Origin of the sequence: Pseudomonas sp. (assembly GCF_035554175.1) — a bacterium.
Taxonomy (GTDB): Bacteria; Pseudomonadota; Gammaproteobacteria; order Pseudomonadales; family Pseudomonadaceae; genus Aquipseudomonas.
The window spans coordinates 96,335-112,691 of record NZ_DATMIV010000042.1 but is presented as its reverse complement, the minus strand read 5'-3'; the positions used below and the strand labels follow the sequence as shown (position 1 = coordinate 112,691).

General features: G+C 61.7%; 16 protein-coding genes. 8 read left to right on the top strand and 8 right to left on the bottom strand.

Annotated features, from left to right (window positions below):
• Nucleotides 1-3 precede the first annotated feature (3 nt).
• Together glyS and glyQ are read right to left on the bottom strand one after the other, a co-directional pair.
• Nucleotides 4-2,058 carry a glycine--tRNA ligase subunit beta gene (gene glyS / locus VNV36_RS19055; protein ID WP_325719428.1) on the bottom strand — a complete coding sequence of 685 codons (2,055 nt, stop codon included), beginning with the start codon at nucleotides 2,056-2,058 and terminating at the stop codon, nucleotides 4-6.
• On the bottom strand, nucleotides 2,055-3,008 hold the full coding sequence (gene glyQ / locus VNV36_RS19050; RefSeq protein WP_003187265.1) for a glycine--tRNA ligase subunit alpha: 954 nt from the start codon (nucleotides 3,006-3,008) through the stop codon (nucleotides 2,055-2,057). The genes glyS and glyQ overlap by 4 nt, the downstream gene beginning before the upstream one ends.
• Nucleotides 3,009-3,089: 81 nt before the next feature.
• Between glyQ and tag the strand changes: the two genes are divergently transcribed.
• Together tag and VNV36_RS19040 are read left to right on the top strand one after the other, a co-directional pair.
• Nucleotides 3,090-3,647, top strand: a complete 558-nt coding sequence (gene tag / locus VNV36_RS19045) for a DNA-3-methyladenine glycosylase I (RefSeq protein ID WP_325719427.1) — start codon at nucleotides 3,090-3,092, stop codon at nucleotides 3,645-3,647.
• Nucleotides 3,648-3,687: 40 nt separating this feature from the next.
• Complete coding sequence (locus tag VNV36_RS19040; RefSeq protein ID WP_325719425.1) at nucleotides 3,688-4,575, top strand: lysophospholipid acyltransferase; 888 nt, start codon at nucleotides 3,688-3,690, stop codon at nucleotides 4,573-4,575.
• Between the two features lie 51 nt (nucleotides 4,576-4,626).
• On the opposite strand, the gene VNV36_RS19035 is transcribed toward VNV36_RS19040, so the two are convergent.
• The 5 genes from VNV36_RS19035 to def all read right to left on the bottom strand — a co-directional run bounded on the left by VNV36_RS19035 (nucleotide 4,627) and on the right by def (nucleotide 9,323).
• The gene (locus VNV36_RS19035; protein ID WP_325719466.1) at nucleotides 4,627-4,944 is read right to left on the bottom strand and encodes a tetratricopeptide repeat protein; all 318 of its coding nucleotides are present in this window, start codon (nucleotides 4,942-4,944) and stop codon (nucleotides 4,627-4,629) included.
• 149 nt (nucleotides 4,945-5,093) lie between these two features.
• A complete protein-coding gene (gene trkA / locus VNV36_RS19030; protein ID WP_090287869.1) occupies nucleotides 5,094-6,470 on the bottom strand; it encodes a Trk system potassium transporter TrkA in 1,377 nt (458 codons plus the stop codon).
• Nucleotides 6,471-6,492: 22 nt separating this feature from the next.
• The gene (rsmB, locus tag VNV36_RS19025) at nucleotides 6,493-7,803 is read right to left on the bottom strand and encodes a 16S rRNA (cytosine(967)-C(5))-methyltransferase RsmB (RefSeq protein WP_325719422.1); all 1,311 of its coding nucleotides are present in this window, start codon (nucleotides 7,801-7,803) and stop codon (nucleotides 6,493-6,495) included.
• Nucleotides 7,800-8,759: a methionyl-tRNA formyltransferase gene (fmt, locus tag VNV36_RS19020; protein ID WP_325719420.1), complete on the bottom strand. Its 960-nt coding sequence runs from the start codon at nucleotides 8,757-8,759 to the stop codon at nucleotides 7,800-7,802. Before fmt ends, rsmB begins: the two co-directional genes overlap by 4 nt.
• A gap of 57 nt (nucleotides 8,760-8,816) precedes the next feature.
• On the bottom strand, nucleotides 8,817-9,323 hold the full coding sequence (gene def / locus VNV36_RS19015; protein ID WP_186531296.1) for a peptide deformylase: 507 nt from the start codon (nucleotides 9,321-9,323) through the stop codon (nucleotides 8,817-8,819).
• 159 nt (nucleotides 9,324-9,482) lie between these two features.
• Between def and VNV36_RS19010 the strand changes: the two genes are divergently transcribed.
• The 4 genes from VNV36_RS19010 to VNV36_RS18995 all read left to right on the top strand — a co-directional run bounded on the left by VNV36_RS19010 (nucleotide 9,483) and on the right by VNV36_RS18995 (nucleotide 13,234).
• Nucleotides 9,483-10,508, top strand: a complete 1,026-nt coding sequence (locus VNV36_RS19010) for a LysM peptidoglycan-binding domain-containing protein (RefSeq protein WP_325719415.1) — start codon at nucleotides 9,483-9,485, stop codon at nucleotides 10,506-10,508.
• 83 nt (nucleotides 10,509-10,591) lie between these two features.
• Nucleotides 10,592-11,689, top strand: coding sequence for a DNA-processing protein DprA (gene dprA, locus VNV36_RS19005; RefSeq protein ID WP_325719413.1), 1,098 nt, complete (start codon nucleotides 10,592-10,594; stop codon nucleotides 11,687-11,689).
• A 55-nt stretch (nucleotides 11,690-11,744) separates the two neighbouring features.
• Entirely contained in the window at nucleotides 11,745-12,302 is a 558-nt protein-coding gene (tsaC, locus tag VNV36_RS19000) for an L-threonylcarbamoyladenylate synthase type 1 TsaC (RefSeq protein ID WP_325719411.1), read from the top strand.
• A gap of 59 nt (nucleotides 12,303-12,361) precedes the next feature.
• The gene (locus VNV36_RS18995; RefSeq protein WP_325719409.1) at nucleotides 12,362-13,234 is read left to right on the top strand and encodes a hypothetical protein; all 873 of its coding nucleotides are present in this window, start codon (nucleotides 12,362-12,364) and stop codon (nucleotides 13,232-13,234) included.
• A gap of 179 nt (nucleotides 13,235-13,413) precedes the next feature.
• Here VNV36_RS18995 and VNV36_RS18990 read toward each other — a convergent pair whose 3' ends face one another.
• On the bottom strand, nucleotides 13,414-14,391 hold the full coding sequence (locus VNV36_RS18990; protein WP_325719407.1) for a quinone oxidoreductase family protein: 978 nt from the start codon (nucleotides 14,389-14,391) through the stop codon (nucleotides 13,414-13,416).
• 150 nt (nucleotides 14,392-14,541) lie between these two features.
• Between VNV36_RS18990 and hemF the strand changes: the two genes are divergently transcribed.
• Nucleotides 14,542-15,456 carry an oxygen-dependent coproporphyrinogen oxidase gene (hemF, locus tag VNV36_RS18985; RefSeq protein WP_325719405.1) on the top strand — a complete coding sequence of 305 codons (915 nt, stop codon included), beginning with the start codon at nucleotides 14,542-14,544 and terminating at the stop codon, nucleotides 15,454-15,456.
• Between the two features lie 8 nt (nucleotides 15,457-15,464).
• A complete protein-coding gene (gene aroE / locus VNV36_RS18980; protein WP_325719403.1) occupies nucleotides 15,465-16,286 on the top strand; it encodes a shikimate dehydrogenase in 822 nt (273 codons plus the stop codon).
• The last annotated feature ends 71 nt before the right edge of the window (nucleotides 16,287-16,357 follow it).

The window sequence follows — 16,357 nt, the reverse complement described above, 5'->3', positions numbered from 1 at the left end:
CCCTCAACCCAGCAGCGAAATGTCGGCGACGCCGAGGAACAGGCCACGCAGACGCGCCAGCAGCGCGTAACGGTTGGCCCGCACATTGGCATCGTCGGCGTTGACCATCACCGCGTCGAAGAACGCGTCGACCGGCTCGCGCAATGCCGCCAGACGTGCCAGCGATTCGTTGTACTGACGCGCCGCAGCCATTGGCTGCACCGCCTGATCCGCTTGCTGGATCGCCGAGTACAGCGAGAACTCGTTGGCGTTGTCGAAATATTTGGCCTCGACCACGGTCGGCACCGAGCCTTCGACTTTGCTCAACAGGTTCGATACACGCTTGTTCACCGCTGCCAGCGCTGCCGCTTCCGGCAATTTGCGGAACGCCTGGACCGCTTGTACACGCTGATCGAAGTCCAGCGCCGAACCCGGCTTCAGCGCACGTACCGACAGGTAAGTGGCAACGTCGACGCCTTCGTCTTCATAACGCGCACGCAGGCGGTCGAAGATGAATTCCAGCACGGCTTCGTTGAGGCCGGCCGCCTTGACCTTGCCGCCGAACGCAGTCACGGCGAAAGCCACGGCGTCGTTCAGGTCGAGATCGAGTTTCTTCTCGATCAGGATACGCAGTACGCCCAGTGCTGCACGGCGCAAGGCATACGGGTCTTTGCTGCCGGTCGGCAGCATGCCGATACCGAAAATGCCGACCAGGGTGTCGAGCTTGTCGGCGATGGCCACGGCTGCACCGGTCAGGGTCGCTGGCAATTCAGCCCCGGCGCCGCGTGGCATGTACTGCTCGTTCAGCGCCAGTGCAACATCCTGTGGCTCGCCGTCATTGAGGGCGTAGTAGTAACCGGCGACGCCTTGCATCTCCGGGAACTCGCCGACCATTTCGGTGGCCAGGTCGCACTTCGACAGCAGACCGGCACGTGCCGCCCAAGATGCATTGCCGCCGATACGTGCGGCGATGTAGGCCGCCAGTTTCGAAACACGCTCGGCCTTGTCGTAGACGCTGCCGAGTTTTTCCTGGAACACCACGTTCTGCAGGCGATCGTTGAAGGCTTCGAGCTTCTGCTTCTTGTCTTGCTTGAAGAAGAACTCGGCGTCGGTCAGACGTGGACGAACCACTTTCTCGTTACCGGCGATGATCTGCTGCGGGTCTTTGGATTCGATGTTGGCCACCGTAATGAAACGCGGCAGCAGCTTGCCGTCGGCGTCCAGCAGGCAGAAGTACTTCTGGTTGTCCTGCATGGTGGTGATCAGCGCTTCCTGCGGCACGTCGAGGAAACGTTCCTCGAACGAGCACACCAGCGGCACCGGCCATTCAACCAGCGCGGTCACTTCGTCAAGCAGCGCCGGTGGCACGATCGCAGTGCCTTCCTGGCGCGTGGCCAGCTCTTCGGTGCGCTTGCTGATGATTTCGCGACGCTCGTTGGCGTCAGCCAGCACGTAAGCGGCACGCAGGTCGGCGAGGTAGCTCGACGGCGAACCGATGCGCACGGCTTCCGGGTGGTGGAAACGGTGACCACGGGAATCTCGGCCAGCCTTCTGCGCGAGAATCGTGCAGTCGATGACCTGGTCACCGAGCAGCATCACCAGCCACTGGGTCGGACGCACGAACTCATCCTTGCGCGCACCCCAACGCATGCGTTTCGGGATCGGCAGGTCGTTCAGCGAATCTTCGACGATGGTCGGCAGCAGGCTGGCGGTCGGCTTGCCGGCGATGTTCTGGCTGAAGCGCAGTTTCGGACCGCTCTGGTCGATTTCGCTCAGCTCGACGCCGCATTTCTTGGCAAAACCAAGGGCGGCCTGAGTCGGATTGCCGTCAGCGTCGAACGCGGCCTGACGCGGCGGGCCGTCGAGGTTGATGCTGCGATCCGGCTGCTGGGTGGCCAGCGCGGTGATCAGCACGGCCAGACGACGCGGCGCAGCGTAGACGGTTTTGCTTTCGTAGCTCAGGCCGGCGGCTTGCAGGCCTCTGTCGATACCGGCGAGGAACGCCTCGGCCAACGTGTTCAGGGCTTTGGGTGGCAGTTCTTCGGTGCCCAGTTCAACCAGAAAATCTTGCGCACTCATTGTGCAGCCTCCAGCTTGGCCAGTACTTCGTCACGCAGGTCCGGGGTCGCCATCGGGAAGCCCAGCTTGGCACGCGCCAGCAGGTAGGCTTGCGCAACGGAACGCGCCAGGGTGCGCACGCGCAGAATGTATTGCTGACGCGCAGTCACCGAGATCGCCCGGCGCGCATCCAGCAGGTTGAAGGTGTGCGAAGCCTTCAGCACCATTTCGTAGCTCGGCAACGGCAGCGGCTGGTCGAGTTCGATCAGGCGCTTGGCTTCGCTTTCATAGAAGTCGAACAGTTCGAACAGCTTGTCGACGTTGGCGTGTTCGAAGTTGTAGGTGGACTGCTCCACTTCGTTCTGGTGGAACACGTCGCCGTAGGTGACTTTGCCGAACGGACCGTCAGCCCAGACCAGGTCGTAGACCGAATCCACGCCTTGCAGGTACATGGCCAGACGCTCGAGACCGTAGGTGATCTCGCCGGTCACCGGGTAGCACTCGATGCCGCCGGCCTGCTGGAAGTAGGTGAACTGGGTGACTTCCATGCCGTTGAGCCAGACTTCCCAGCCCAGACCCCAGGCGCCGAGGGTCGGCGATTCCCAGTTGTCTTCGACGAAACGGATGTCGTGCACCAGCGGGTCGAGGCCGACATGCTTGAGCGAGCCCAGGTACAGTTCCTGGAAGTTGTCCGGGTTCGGCTTGAGCACGACCTGGAACTGGTAGTAGTGCTGCAGACGGTTCGGGTTTTCGCCATAACGGCCGTCAGTCGGACGGCGGCTTGGCTGCACGTATGCGGCGTTCCAGGTTTCCGGGCCGATGGCGCGCAGGAAGGTCGCGGTGTGGAAAGTGCCGGCGCCTACTTCCATATCGTAGGGCTGAAGTACCACACAACCTTGCTCGGCCCAGTATTGCTGGAGGGCGAGGATCAAGTCTTGGAAGGTACGCACGGCTGGCGTAGGCTGGCTCACGAAATTCACCTGTTTCTTGGGCTGCGATTTAAAGAGCGGGAGTATACCCGATTCGTTGCTGCGCACGCCCCCTGGAGCCTTATGCCACGCTGCTTTTGGTGTACCGAAGATCCGCTGTACATGGCTTATCACGATCAGGAGTGGGGCACGCCGCTACGCGATGCGCAGGGTTTGTTCGAGTTGCTTTTGCTCGAAGGGTTCCAGGCCGGGCTGTCGTGGATCACCGTGCTGCGTAAACGCGAGCATTATCGCCAGGTGCTGTTCGGCTTCGATGTGCAGCGCGTGGCGCAGATGAGCGATGCCGAGATCGACGAACTGATGCTCGATCCGGGCATCATCCGCAATCGCCTGAAACTCAACGCCGCGCGGCGCAATGCGCAGGCCTGGCTGGCGCTGGAAGACCCGGTGGCGTTTCTCTGGTCGTTCGTTGGCGACCGACCGATCATCAATCATTTCAAGGATCGCAGCGAAGTCCCGGCGATCACCCCCGAAGCGCTGGCGATGAGCAAGGCTTTGAAGAAGGCCGGGTTCACCTTCGTCGGCCCGACCATTTGCTACGCACTGATGCAGGCCTCGGGCATGGTCATGGATCACACTCAGGATTGCTACCGCTACGCGCAGCTGGCCAACGGCGGTTAGAATGGCCGCCTCGCGCACCGCACAAGATCAGGAGTGACCTGTGGAAAAGTTTAAAGGCGCCTTGCTGGTAGGCGCTCTGCGGCTGTTTGCCCTGCTGCCATGGCGGGCCGTGCAGGCCGTGGGTTCGGCGATTGGCTGGATCATGTGGAAAACCCCCAACCGTTCCCGCGACGTGGTACGGATCAACCTCGCCAAGTGTTTTCCACAAATGGATCCGGCCGAGCGCGAACGTCTGGTCGGCCAGAGCCTGAAGGACATCGGCAAATCGTTGACTGAAAGCGCCTGCGCATGGATCTGGCCGGCGCAGCGCTCCATTGATCTGGTGCGCGAAGTCGAAGGCCTCGAGGTGCTCAAGGATGCACTGGCTTCGGGCAAAGGCGTGGTTGGCATTACCAGTCACCTGGGTAACTGGGAAGTGCTCAATCACTTCTACTGCAGCCAGTGCAAACCGATCATTTTCTACCGCCCGCCCAAGCTCAAGGCTGTGGATGAATTGCTGCGCAAGCAACGCGTGCAACTGGGCAACAAAGTCGCCGCGTCGACCAAGGAAGGCATTCTCAGCGTCATCAAGGAAGTGCGCAAAGGCGGTGCAGTGGGCATTCCCGCAGACCCGGAACCGGCCGAATCCGCCGGGATCTTCGTGCCGTTTTTCGCCACTCAGGCGCTGACCAGCAAATTCGTGCCGAACATGCTGGCTGGCGGCAAAGCGGTCGGTGTATTCCTGCACGCCCTGCGCCTGCCCGACGGCTCTGGCTACAAAGTGATCCTGGAAGCCGCGCCAGAAGCCATGTACAGCACTGATACCGCCGAGTCCTGCGCAGCCATGAGCAAAGTGGTCGAGCGCTATGTCGCGGCGTATCCGAGCCAGTACATGTGGAGCATGAAGCGCTTCAAGAAACGCCCGCCGGGCGAGGCGCGCTGGTACTGAGCAGCTTCGATCGAGTGACGGTCAATGCAGACGCCTTGCGCTGTCTGTAGCTCAAGGCGCCTGGCGCTCGAGCTTCTTCAGGAACACCGTCATCTCCTTCTCGGCCTGCTTGTCGCCATGGCCGCGGGCCGCTTCCAGACCTTGCTCCCAAGCCTGACGCGCAGCGGCTTGAGCGCCCAGCGCCTGCTGCGCCTTGCCCAGCAATTTCCACGCTGCCGAGTATTTCGGGTCGAACGCGACACAGCGCTGGAAATGCTCGGCAGCCTTGGCGTTCTCGCCCAGATCCAGATAACCCTTGCCCAGGCCGAAGCGCAACAGTGCGTTATCGACACCCTTGGCGAGCATTTTTTCCAGGGATTGGAGCATCAGCGGATTCCTTCCTTTTGTTCGTCAGAGAAAATCTTCGAGGCTGTCAGACCGCTTTCGCGAGCAGGCTCGCTCCCCACATTTGCAATGCATTCCTCCTGTGGGAGCGAGCCTGCTCGCGAAGGGGCCATCACAGGCAGCGTTTCCTCAGGTCAGAAGAAGCTCAACCCCACATGAAACAGCTTCTCCACATCGCGAATATGCTTTTTATCCACAAGGAACAGAATCACATGATCGCCCGCTTCGATCACCGTATCGTCGTGGGCGATGATCACTTGCTCGTTGCGGATGACCGCGCCAATGGTGGTGCCCGGCGGCAGGCCGATCTTTTCGATCGGTTTGCCGATCACTTTGCTCGATTTCGCATCACCGTGAGCAATCGCCTCGATCGCTTCCGCCGCGCCGCGCCGCAATGAGTGCACGCTGACGATATCGCCACGCCGCACGTGGGCGAGCAAGGTACCGATGGTCGCCAGTTGCGGGCTGATGGCGATGTCGATGTCGCCGCCCTGGATCAGGTCGACGTAGGCCGGGTTGTTGATGATGGTCATGACCTTTTTCGCCCCCAGCCGTTTGGCCAAAAGCGACGACATGATGTTGGCTTCGTCATCGTTGGTCAGGGCGAGGAAGATGTCGGCGTCGGCGATGTTTTCTTCCAGCAGCAGATCGCGATCCGAGGCGCTGCCCTGCAGCACCACGGTGCTGTCGAGGGTATCGGAGAGATAACGGCACCGCGCCGGACTCATCTCGATGATTTTCACCTGATAACGGCTTTCGATGGCCTCGGCCAGGCGCTCGCCGATCTGCCCGCCACCGGCAATGACAATGCGTTTGTAGGTTTCGTCGAGACGGCGCATTTCGCTCATCACCGCGCGAATGTCCTCGCGGGCGGCGATGAAGAACACTTCGTCGTCCGCCTCGATCACCGTGTCGCCCTGCGGCAGGATCGGCCGGTCGCGACGGAAGATCGCCGCGACGCGGGTTTCAACGTTCGGCATGTGCTCGCGCAACTGCCGCAGTTGCTGACCCACCAGCGGCCCGCCGTAATAGGCGCGCACCGCCACCAGCTGCGCCGCGCCTTCGGCAAAGTCGATCACCTGCAAGGCGCCGGGATGCTGGATCAGGCGCTTGATGTAATTGGTCACGACCTGCTCGGGGCTGATCAGTACATCGACCGGAATAGCTTCGTTCTGGAACAGCTGTTCCTCGCGATTGAGGTAGGACGCTTCGCGGACCCGGGCGATCTTGGTCGGCGTGTGGAACAGCGTGTGGGCGACCTGACAGGCGACCATGTTGGTTTCGTCGCTGTTGGTCACCGCCACCAGCATGTCGGCGTCATCGGCACCAGCCTGGCGCAGCACCGACGGCAGCGAGCCACGGCCCTGCACGGTGCGGATGTCGAGGCGGTCGCCGAGGTCGCGCAGGCGCTCGCCGTCAGTGTCGACCACGGTGATGTCGTTGGCCTCGCTGGCCAGATGTTCGGCCAGCGAACCGCCGACCTGTCCCGCACCGAGGATGATGATTTTCATCCAGTCACTCCATTGAATCCGTTTAGCCGCGCGCTGCGGCGATCTTGATCAGCTTGGCGTAGTAGAAACCATCATGCCCGCCCTGTTGGGCCAGCAATTGGCGACCATGGGGCTGTTTGATCCCGGCCGCTGTGGCCAGATCCAGTTCCCGCGCACCGGGCGTGCGCTCGAGGAACGCGGCGATGACCTCTGTGTTTTCGGTCGGCAGCGTCGAGCAGGTGGCGTAGAGCAGGATGCCGCCGACCTCGAGGGTTTTCCACATGGCGTCGAGCAGCTCGCCTTGCAGTTGCGCGAGGGCGACGATGTCTTCGGGCTGGCGGGTCAGCTTGATGTCCGGGTGGCGGCGTATCACCCCGGTGGCCGAGCACGGCGCGTCGAGCAGGATGCGCTGAAACGGTTTGCCGTCCCACCACTTATCGATATCGCGACCGTCGGCGGCGATCAGTTCAGCGCTGAGGCCGAGGCGTGCAAGGTTTTCCTTCACGCGCACCAGACGCTTGGCTTCCAGGTCCAACGCCACCACGCCGGCCAGCGCCGGTTCGGCTTCGAGAATGTGGCAGGTCTTGCCGCCGGGGGCGCAACAGGCGTCGAGCACGCGTTGGCCCGGCGCCAGATCGAGCAGAGCGGCAGCCAGTTGCGCAGCTTCATCCTGCACGCTGATCCAGCCTTCGGCGAAACCCGGCAGGCTGCGCACATCAGCGGCCGCTTCGAGGACGATGCCGTCGCGGCTGTACACGCAAGGTGTCGCGGCGATCCCTGCTTCGCCCAGCAGAGCGAGGTAAGCGTCGCGGCTGTGATGGCGACGATTGACCCGCAGGATCATCGGCGGATGCGCGTTGTTCGCTGCGCAGATGGCTTCCCACTGTTGCGGCCAGAACGCTTTCAGGGATTTTTGCAGCCAGCGCGGGTGAGCGGTGCGCACCACCGGATCACGTTCCAGCTCGGCGAAAATCGTTTCGCTTTCGCGCTGGGCATTACGCAGCACAGCGTTGAGCAAACCTTTGGCCCAAGGCTTTTTCAGCTTGTCGGCGCAACCGACGGTTTCGCCGATGGCGGCGTGGGCGGGTACGCGGGTGTAGAGCAGTTGATACAGACCGACCAGCAGCAGCGCCTCGATATCGGCGTCGGCGGTTTTGAATGGTTTCTGCAGGAGCTTGTCCGCCAGGGCTGACAGGCGTGGCTGCCAGCGTGCAGTGCCGAAGGCCAGATCCTGGGTAAAGCCGCGATCGCGATCCTCGACCTTGTCCAGTTGCGTCGGCAGCGAGCTGTTCAGCGAAGCCTTGCCACTGAGCACGGCGGCGAGGGCCTTGGCGGCGGCCAGACGCGGATTCATTGTGCGTCCACCGCTGCACCCAGCACGCTGCCGACGGCGAATTTCTCGCGGCGGCTGTTGAACAGGTCGCTGAAGTTCAAGGCTTTGCCGCCGGGCAGTTGCAGGCGGGTCAGGCACAGCGCCTGTTCACCGCAGGCGATGATCAGGCCGTCCTTGCTGGCGCTGAGGATTTCACCCGGAGCGCCATTGCCTGCGGCCACTGTCGCGGCCAGCACTTTCAACGCTTCGCCATGGAGCGTGCTGTGGGTGATCGGCCACGGGTTGAAGGCGCGCACAAGGCGTTCCAGCTCAACCGCCGGACGGCTCCAATCGATTCGCGCTTCGTCTTTGTTCAGTTTGTGCGCATAGGTGGCGAGTTCATCGTTTTGCACCTCACCTTCCAGCGTGCCGGCAGCCAGCCCGGCAATCGCCCGCACCACGGCGGGCGGGCCCATCTCCGCGAGGCGATCATGCAGGGTTCCACCGGTATCTTCGGCGCTGATCGGGGTGACGACCTTGAGCAGCATCGGCCCGGTATCCAGGCCGGCTTCCATGCGCATCACGGTCACGCCGCTTTCGGCATCGCCGTGTTCGACCGCGCGCTGGATCGGCGCCGCACCGCGCCAGCGCGGCAGCAGGGATGCATGGCTGTTGATGCAACCCAGACGCGGAATGTCCAGCACCGCCTGCGGCAGGATCAATCCGTAGGCGACCACCACCATCAAGTCCGGTTTCAGCGCGGCCAGTTCCGCCTGGGCGTCGGCATTGCGCAAAGTCGGCGGCTGCAACACCTGGATATGGTTTTCCAGGGCCAGTTGTTTGACCGGGCTCGGCATCAGTTTTTGCCCGCGCCCGGCCGGGCGATCCGGCTGGGTGTAGACCGCGACGATCTCGTACGGGCTGCTCAACAGGGCCTTGAGGTGTTCGGCGGCGAATTCCGGGGTACCGGCAAAAACAATGCGCAGTGGCTCAGTCATGAAAGGCGTCTCATAAAAAGAAAAAGGCTTGCCGCAGCAAGCCTTTGAAGAGGGGCATCAAGCGTTCTGGCGGTGCAGCTTTTCCAGCTTCTTCTTGATCCGGTCGCGTTTGAGCGTGGACAGGTAATCGACGAACAATTTGCCGTTGAGGTGGTCGCATTCGTGCTGGATGCACACCGCGAGCAGACCTTCGGCGATCAGTTCATAGGGCTTGCCGTCGCGGTCCAGCGCCTTGATTCTGACCTTCTGCGGGCGGTCGACGTTTTCGTAGAAGCCCGGTACCGAGAGGCAGCCTTCCTGATACTGGTCCATCTCGTCGGTCAGCGGTTCGAACTCGGGGTTGATGAACACCCGTGGCTCGGTACGGTCTTCGGACAGGTCCATCACGACGATACGTTTGTGCACGTTGACCTGGGTCGCGGCGAGGCCGATGCCCGGCGCTTCATACATTGTTTCAAACATGTCGTCGACCAACTGACGCACTTCGTCGTCCACTACGGCCACTGGTTTGGCGATAGTGCGCAGACGTGGGTCCGGAAATTCGAGGATGTTTAAAATGGCCATAGGCTTCGATTGCTGCACACGTTGAGTAAAGTCGGGTCGATGGCCTGGCGGGTCCGAGGATGCAGGCTACCGTTGTGAAGCGTAGCTTCTGAAAAACAGAAGCGAGCCACGGGGGCTCTGACGATTCACGCGAATGCACATGATAAAGGGATTCACTGCATGAGGAAAACACTACTCGCCCTGCTGCTTCTGGCTGCGGCCGGCGCCGCACAAGGGCAAGTGCAACTCAAGGATGGTTTTCCACAGCAATACACGGTGGTTTCCGGAGACACCCTCTGGGACATTTCCGGCAAATACCTGCGCGAACCCTGGCAGTGGCCACAATTGTGGCGGGCCAACCCGCAGGTCGAAAACCCCAACCTGATCTATCCCGGCGACACGCTGACGCTCAGCTACGTCAACGGCCAGCCGCAACTGACCGTCAATCGGGGCGAGTCGCGCGGCACCATCAAGCTCTCGCCACGGATTCGCACCAGTCCGGTGGCCGAGGCGATTCCGAGCATCCCGCTGAAGTCGATCAACAGCTTTCTGCTGAGCAATCGCATCGTCGACACCGCCGAAGAATTCGACAAGGCGCCGTACATCGTCGCCGGCGATGCCGAACGCGTGCTCAGCGGCACTGGTGACCGCATCTTCGCCCGCGGCCATTTCGACCCGGAGCAGCCGGTGTACGGGATCTTCCGCCAGGGCAAGGTCTACACCGATCCGCAAACCCGGGAATTTCTCGGCATCAACGCCGACGACATCGGCGGCGGCGAGATTGTCGCCAGTGAGGGCGACGTCGCCACCCTCGCCCTCCAGCGCACTACCCAGGAAGTGCGCCTCGGCGATCGCTTGTTCGGCGGCGAGGAGCGTTCGATCAATTCGACCTTCATGCCCAGCGCGCCGAAGAGCGCCATCAACGGTCTGATCATCGACGTCCCGCGTGGCGTCACCCAGATCGGCGCGATGGACGTGGTCACCCTGAACAAGGGCAAACGCGACGGTCTGGCCGAAGGCAACGTACTGGTGGTGATGAAAACCGGCGAAACCGTACGCGACCGGGTCACCGGCCAACCGCTGAAGATTCCCGATGAACGTGCCGGCTTGCTGATGGTGTTCCGCACTTACGACAAGCTCAGCTACGGCCTCGTTCTCAACGCGTCGCGCTCGCTGGCGGTGCTCGACAAGGTGCGCAATCCGTAGCTTGCTCAACAAGTTACCAACAGAGTTATCCACAGCTTGTTCCGAATGGTTCGGGGCATAGAACGATCAAGGATGATCCATTCATGTTGTCTGTCAGTACGGCCATTTCCCCGGCGGAACTGGAGGCGCGTATGCGCCTGCACCGCATGCCGGATATCGGCCCCAAGCGTTTTGCCAAATTGCTCGAAGCCTTCGGGTCGGCATCGAAAGCCATCAGCGCGCCGGCCAGTGCCTGGCGCTCGCTGGGCTTGCCGGTGGCCTGTGCCGAGGCGCGACGCTGTCCCTCGGTGCGCGACGGCGCCAGTCACGCAATGCGCTGGCTAGAGCGCCCCGGACAACATGTGCTGATGTGGGATCAAGCGGATTATCCGGCGTTGCTGGCGCAAATCCCCGATCCGCCGCCGCTGTTATTTGTTGCCGGCGATCCGTCGATTCTGGAAAAACCGCAGTTGGCGATGGTCGGCAGCCGTCGCGCTTCGCGTCCGGGGATGGACACTGCGGCGGCATTTTCCCGCAGTCTCGCCGGGGCCGGTTTTGTCATCACCAGTGGCCTGGCGCTGGGCATCGATGCCGCTGCGCATCAGGCCGCACTGGATGTTGCCGGCTTGACCGTCGGGGTGCTTGGCACCGGGCTGGAAAATTTTTATCCACAACGCAATCAACGCCTGGCTGACGCAATGATTGCGTCTGGCAGCGCAGTGCTTTCCGAGTTTCCGCTGGATGCCGGGCCAAGCGCGGGCAACTTCCCGCGCCGCAACCGAATCATCAGCGGATTGTCCCTTGGTGTGCTGGTGGTCGAGGCCAGCGTTGCCAGCGGCTCGTTGATCACCGCGCGGCTGGCGGCGGAACAAGGGCGCGAGGTCTATGCGATTCCGGGATCGATCCATCACCCCGGCGCGCGTGGTTGCCATCAGCTGATTCGAGACGGCGCGGTACTGGTGGAAACCATCGAACACATCCTCGAAGCCCTGCGCGGCTGGCAGCAGCCGTTGTTATCCACAGCGGCGTCGGCGGTCGCTCACCCGTTGCTCTCGCTGCTTCACGCCGCGCCGCACACTAGCGAAGCGCTGGCCGCGAGCAGTGGCTGGGCCTTGTCGAAAGTGCTGGCAACTTTGACCGAGCTGGAGATCGAAGGCCGCGCCGTGTGCGAAAACGGGCGCTGGCTGGCACGCTCGAGCTAGGTTTTGCGAGGAAGATCGGTAAACTGCGCGAAACCTGTTTGTGGAGAGTTTTTTCATGGTCAACAGTTGGCGTGTGCAACAAGCTGCGCGTGAAATTCGCGCCGGCGCGGTGATTGCCTATCCAACCGAAGCCGTCTGGGGGCTGGGTTGCGACCCGTGGAATGAATACGCGGTGGATCGATTGCTGGCGATCAAGAATCGCTCGGTGAGCAAGGGCCTGATTCTGGTCGCCGACAACATTCGTCAGTTCGATTTTCTCTTCGAAGACTTCCCGCAGGACTGGATCGACCGCATGGCCAGTACCTGGCCGGGGCCGAACACCTGGCTGGTGCCGCACCAGAACCTGTTGCCGGAATGGGTGACAGGTGTGCATGACACCGTGGCGCTGCGGGTCAGCGATCACCCGCAGGTGCGTGACTTGTGCTCAATGGTCGGGCCGCTGATTTCGACATCGGCCAACCCGACGGGGCGACCGGCAGCGCGCACGCGCTTGCGGGTCGAGCAGTATTTCCGCGGGCAGGTCGACCTGGTATTGGGTGGCAGCCTTGGCGGGCGCAAGAACCCGAGTGTCATCCGCGACCTGGCCACCGGTAACGTCATCCGTCCTGAGTGACGCCACCGCTTTAATCATCTTTGCGCACTCCTCGTCAGCATGAGCGAGGAGTCTTGCGCATGCCTGCGATTAGTCCTTCAGCCGTTAAACCATTCTCCGTCGCTATTGTTCTTTTTATGTGTGGGATGAATCTCCTGGTTTGCAACATCTGTAAGTTTTCCCACGTGATTATCAGAACCCATGCAGTGGCGAGATTTTTAAAAGCATCCATTCTTTCAATGTGTTTGAAACAACTTCGAAACGTTAATGGCAGCGGAGAAGTAATGGATATTACGGATTTACACCTTAAGGATTATCTGCAGGGCTTTCAGGAAACACTCAAGAATCAACAGGCCGATTATCGCGTGGCCATTCTTGAAGCGGGAGCGGATGCCAGTGAATTTGAACGCTTCATCAATCGGCAATTTCGCCTGCGATTGCAGCATTACATGCTCACCTCCAGAGCCCGGGCACTGGAGACCCGCTTGGCGATCACCTCGCGCAGTACGCACTTTTTGCTGTATCAGCGCGATCAGCTGATTGCCGTCCTGCGAGCCACTCCCGCGCCGTTCGAGTGGGCGTCACTGGCGCAGCATCATGTTTCTCCCACCGTGGCGTTGGCGCGCCACGTCGAATTCAGTCGCCTGATAACCCATTCGCAGCAGCACCGGCCGGTGTCGATCAATGGTCTGCTCGCTACCGCCGCCGAATGGGCAATCGATAGGGGTTATGCAGGGGTGACAGCCTTGTGTCGATCACCGCAGCGGCAACTGTTCCAGCGTTTTGGCCTGTCTCCGATCGCTTCGCAATCACTGCATATCGAACAGCGCGCTCGTGGCGATTACTGGCTGTTGTCGGCAGAGTGGCGGCAAATACTCATGGCCCTTGATCAGCCTGTAAACATGAACGCGCATCAGCCGGAGTATCGAGATGAATATAACCACCCGTATTGATCCGCCCATCATTGATGAGTGGGCGGAAAAGTGGCTTGTTTTTGAGTCGAAGAAGTTTCACAGGAAGTTTGCCAGTCGTCGGCCAGGAGCGAAAAAACTTCACAGGAAGATGTATTTGATTTAGTGGCAAGGTTCTCGGCGAACTTATGGAAAGTTCGCCGAGAACAACCATTGAAACTTTACGGCAATAAAATCGTGGAGCCCGTGGTGCGCCGCGCCGACAGTTCGATTTGCGCCTTGGCGGCATCAGCCAGGGCATAACGTTGGTTGATTTCGACGTTCAGCTTGCCGCTGATGATCATCTCGAACAACTCGTCGGCCATGCGCTGCAGGTTCTCGGCGTTGTTGGCGTAGGTCGCCAGCGTCGGTCGGGTAACGTACAGCGAGCCCTTGGCGGCGAGAATGCCCAGATTGACGCCATCAACGGCGCCCGAAGCATTGCCGAAACTCACTACCAGGCCGCGTGGCGCCACACTGTCCAGGGAAGTGAGCCAGGTGTCCTTGCCGACGCCGTCATACACCACCGGGACTTTCTGGCCATCGGTCAGGGCCAGCACACGCTCGGCAACGTTTTCATGGCTGTAATCGATGGTTGCCCAGGCGCCGTTGGCCTTGGCCAGTTCGGCCTTTTCCGCGGAACTCACGGTGCCGATCAGCTTCACACCCAGCGCCTTGGCCCATTGGCAGGCCAGGGAGCCAACGCCACCGGCAGCGGCGTGGAACAGAATGGTCTCGCCGCCCTGCAGGTCGTAGGTCTGGCGCAACAGGTACTGCACGGTCAGGCCCTTGAGCATGACTGCGGCGGCGGTTTCGAAACTGATTTCATCGGGCAGATGCACCAGATTGTCTTGAGGCAGAACATGAAACTGGCTGTAGGCGCCCAGCGGGCCGCTGCCGTATGCGACGCGATCACCGACTTTGAATCGAGTGACGTCGCTACCCACCGCCTCGACGGTGCCAGCACCTTCGGAGCCCAGGCCGGACGGCAAGGCCGGTGGCGCATAGAGTCCGCTGCGGTAATAGGTGTCGATGAAATTCAGGCCGATCGCCTGGTTGGCCACACGCACCTGATTCGGCCCGGGCGCAGCGGGTTCGTAGTCAACATACTCAAGCACTTCTGGACCGCCGTGGGCGCGGAACTGGATACGCTTTGCCATCTGCCTGCTCTCCTTGGGTCGTAATCAAGCCCCCTATCCAACTCCCCTGCCTGATCTTCGTCAACTGCGGCGCGCCGGTCTGCGATGGTATGCTACGCGCCCATTTGCGCCGCCCGTCTGCCGGGGCGCCGCCCGATTCAAGGTGAAGCCATGACGACCCGCACCGACGCCGTAAAGGCCTATCTGCTCGACCTGCAAGACCGCATCTGCGCCGCGCTCGAAACTGAAGACGGCGGCAAGTGCTTCGTCGAAGACGCCTGGACCCGGCCGGCGGGCGGTGGTGGGCGCACCCGTGTGCTGGAAAACGGCACCCTTATCGAAAAGGGCGGCGTCAACTTTTCCCACGTGTTTGGCAGCGGCTTGCCACCCTCGGCCAGTGCCCATCGGCCGGAACTGGCCGGGCGGGGTTTCGAAGCGCTCGGCGTATCGCTGGTGATTCACCCGCACAACCCGCACGTGCCGACGTCCCACGCCAACGTGCGCTTTTTCATCGCTGAAAAAGAAGGCGAAGAACCGGTCTGGTGGTTCGGCGGCGGCTTTGACCTGACGCCGTACTACGGCAACGAAGAAGACTGTATCCACTGGCACCGCGTCGCCGAGCAGGCCTGTGCGCCGTTCGGTGCGGACGTCTACCCGCGCTACAAAGCCTGGTGCGACACCTACTTCCACATCAAGCATCGGCATGAACCCCGTGGCATTGGCGGTCTGTTCTTCGACGATCTGAACGAGTGGGACTTCGACACCAGTTTCGCTTTCATGCGCGCCATCGGTGACGCTTACATAGAGGCGTACCTGCCCATCGTGCAACGTCGCAAGAACGACGCCTTCACGGCTAGCCAGCGCGAGTTTCAGGAGTTCCGTCGTGGCCGCTACGTCGAGTTCAACCTGGTTTACGACCGGGGCACGCTGTTCGGTCTGCAATCGGGTGGGCGCACCGAATCGATTCTGATGTCGCTGCCACCGCAAGTCCGCTGGGGTTATGACTGGAAGGCCGAGCCGGGCAGTGAAGAAGCGCGCCTGACCGAGTACTTCCTGCAGGATCGCGACTGGCTGGCCGAGGCCTGAGGACTGGTATGGATCGTTACGTCGTTTTCGGTAACCCGATCGGCCACAGCAAGTCGCCGATGATTCACAAGCTGTTCGCCGAGCAGACCGGCCAGCGCCTCGACTACAGCACGCTGCTGGCGCCGCTCGACGATTTTGCCGGCTGCGCCACGGCGTTCTTTCAGCAAGGGCGCGGCGCCAACGTCACCGTGCCGTTCAAGGAAGAGGCCTATCGTCTGGCCAACAGCCTGACCGCGCGGGCACAGCGGGCAGGTGCGGTGAACACCTTGAGCAAACTCGACGACGGTTCACTGCTCGGCGACAACACCGATGGCGCCGGACTGGTGCGCGATCTGACAGTGAACGCCGGGTTCATCCTGACCGGCAAACGCATCCTTCTGCTCGGCGCCGGTGGCGCGGTGCGCGGCGCGCTTGAGCCTTTGCTTGCGCAACAGCCGGCGTCGGTGATCATCGCCAACCGCACGGTAGACAAGGCGGAGCTGCTGGCGGAACTGTTCTGCGACCTGGGGCCGGTGTCGGCCAGTGGTTTCGACTGGTTGCGCGAGCCGGTAGACGTGATCATCAACGCCACCTCCGCTAGCCTCAGTGGCGACGTGCCGCCGGTTGCGCCGAGCCTGATCGAACCGGGTCAGACCCTGTGTTACGACATGATGTACGGCAAGGAGCCCACCGCGTTTTGCCGTTGGGCCAATGAGCACGGCGCGGCGCTGGCGATGGATGGTCTGGGCATGTTGGCGGAGCAGGCGGCGGAGGCGTTCTGCCTGTGGCGCGGCGTGCGCCCGGATACCGCGCCGGTACTGGCCGAGTTGCGCCGCCAACTAGCGCTTTAAAACCTTCGCGAGCAAGCTCGCTCCCACAATGCAATGCGCTCGAATGTGGGAGCGAGCCTGCTCGCGAATGG

Excerpts from the sequence above, each read along its gene's own strand:
- def (WP_186531296.1), bottom strand. The coding sequence starts at position 9,323 with ATGGCCATTTTAAACATCCTCGAATTTCCGGACCCACGTCTGCGCACT.
- VNV36_RS19010 (WP_325719415.1), top strand. The coding sequence starts at position 9,483 with ATGAGGAAAACACTACTCGCCCTGCTGCTTCTGGCTGCGGCCGGCGCC.
- tsaC (WP_325719411.1), top strand. The coding sequence starts at position 11,745 with ATGGTCAACAGTTGGCGTGTGCAACAAGCTGCGCGTGAAATTCGCGCC.
- trkA (WP_090287869.1), bottom strand. The coding sequence starts at position 6,470 with ATGAAAATCATCATCCTCGGTGCGGGACAGGTCGGCGGTTCGCTGGCC.
- glyS (WP_325719428.1), bottom strand. The coding sequence starts at position 2,058 with ATGAGTGCGCAAGATTTTCTGGTTGAACTGGGCACCGAAGAACTGCCA.
- VNV36_RS18990 (WP_325719407.1), bottom strand. The coding sequence starts at position 14,391 with ATGGCAAAGCGTATCCAGTTCCGCGCCCACGGCGGTCCAGAAGTGCTT.
- hemF (WP_325719405.1), top strand. The coding sequence starts at position 14,542 with ATGACGACCCGCACCGACGCCGTAAAGGCCTATCTGCTCGACCTGCAA.
- fmt (WP_325719420.1), bottom strand. The coding sequence starts at position 8,759 with ATGACTGAGCCACTGCGCATTGTTTTTGCCGGTACCCCGGAATTCGCC.
- aroE (WP_325719403.1), top strand. The coding sequence starts at position 15,465 with ATGGATCGTTACGTCGTTTTCGGTAACCCGATCGGCCACAGCAAGTCG.
- rsmB (WP_325719422.1), bottom strand. The coding sequence starts at position 7,803 with ATGAATCCGCGTCTGGCCGCCGCCAAGGCCCTCGCCGCCGTGCTCAGT.
- VNV36_RS18995 (WP_325719409.1), top strand. The coding sequence starts at position 12,362 with ATGCCTGCGATTAGTCCTTCAGCCGTTAAACCATTCTCCGTCGCTATT.
- tag (WP_325719427.1), top strand. The coding sequence starts at position 3,090 with ATGCCACGCTGCTTTTGGTGTACCGAAGATCCGCTGTACATGGCTTAT.
- dprA (WP_325719413.1), top strand. The coding sequence starts at position 10,592 with ATGTTGTCTGTCAGTACGGCCATTTCCCCGGCGGAACTGGAGGCGCGT.